Annotated in this window: 1 protein-coding gene and 1 pseudogene; both read right to left on the bottom strand. The window is 73.8% G+C overall.

Translation table 11 applies throughout. The features are described from left to right. Nucleotides 1-169: 169 nt before the first annotated feature. The gene (locus tag FF041_RS36060) at nucleotides 170-634 is read right to left on the bottom strand and encodes a hypothetical protein (RefSeq protein ID WP_323393674.1); all 465 of its coding nucleotides are present in this window, start codon (nucleotides 632-634) and stop codon (nucleotides 170-172) included. After that, nucleotides 631-878 (bottom strand): annotated as a pseudogene (locus tag FF041_RS38560) (hypothetical protein); the annotation flags it as partial. The gene FF041_RS36060 and the pseudogene FF041_RS38560, both read right to left, overlap by 4 nt.

Genomic DNA, 878 nt, shown 5'->3' with positions numbered 1-878 from the left:
CGTCGCGTCCGCGATCAGCGCGGTGAGCTGGCCGTAGGGGCTGAGGAAAGGATGGCGGCCGAGGAGATCGGCGGCCGAGTCGGCGCCGAGCATCTCGCGGACGAGACGGGTACCGAGACCGGGCGGCGGGGTGCCGTGCACAACAACTCCAGAAGAAGGGAAGGGCGGTTCAGGAACGGGACCGGCGCTCAGCGGCCGGGGCAGGCGCCGCAGTCGGCGCGGCGGCCTGCGGTGGCTGAGTGCTGGCGGTGCGCATGTGCGGGGAGCGGGAACGCGCGGCTTCGGCCCGCTGGTCCGGCGCCCCGGCGGAGGCTTCCCGGCGGAGGCGGTCGGCGGCGGTGCGGTAGACCGTGTTGTCGTACCGCTCGCCGACCGCGACCAGGAAGATCTCCCGCCGGTGCTGCGAAGAGGGTGGAGCGGGGCGGAACTGGATCACCATCCGCCACCGGGTCTGCGGGTCGACGTAAACCTTGTGGCAGCCGGCAAGCTCCCGGTGCATCCGCGCCCCACGCTCATTGCCGTGGACGAGGTGCTGGAGTGCCAGCAGGGCCAGATCCCGGATGTTCCCGGGGACGGACCGCAGGTCCTCCAGGGCCTCCGGGTGGGCGGAGAACCCGAAACGTGCCTGCTTCACGTCCGCCCCCGTCCCGGGCGGACGGTCCCCGTGGCGGTGGGGCGGGGCGTGGTCACCGGGTTCGGCGCGACGGCGAGCCGGGCCGGGGCACGGGGTGAGCGGGCGACGGCGGCCTCGGCCCGCGAGACCACCACAGGCGCGGGAGCGGTGGTGGGGAAGGGGAGGGTGGTGTCCGCGATCCAGCCCATCGCCGCCTCGGCCGTGGGAAAGCCCCGTTCCCGGATGGTGTAGGTGTCCAGGATGT

It is taken from the genome of Streptomyces jumonjinensis (assembly GCF_009600885.1).
Classification (GTDB): Bacteria; Actinomycetota; Actinomycetes; order Streptomycetales; family Streptomycetaceae; genus Streptomyces; species Streptomyces jumonjinensis.
Note: the sequence above shows the minus strand (reverse complement) of the source record. Positions and strands in the feature narration are given on the sequence as shown.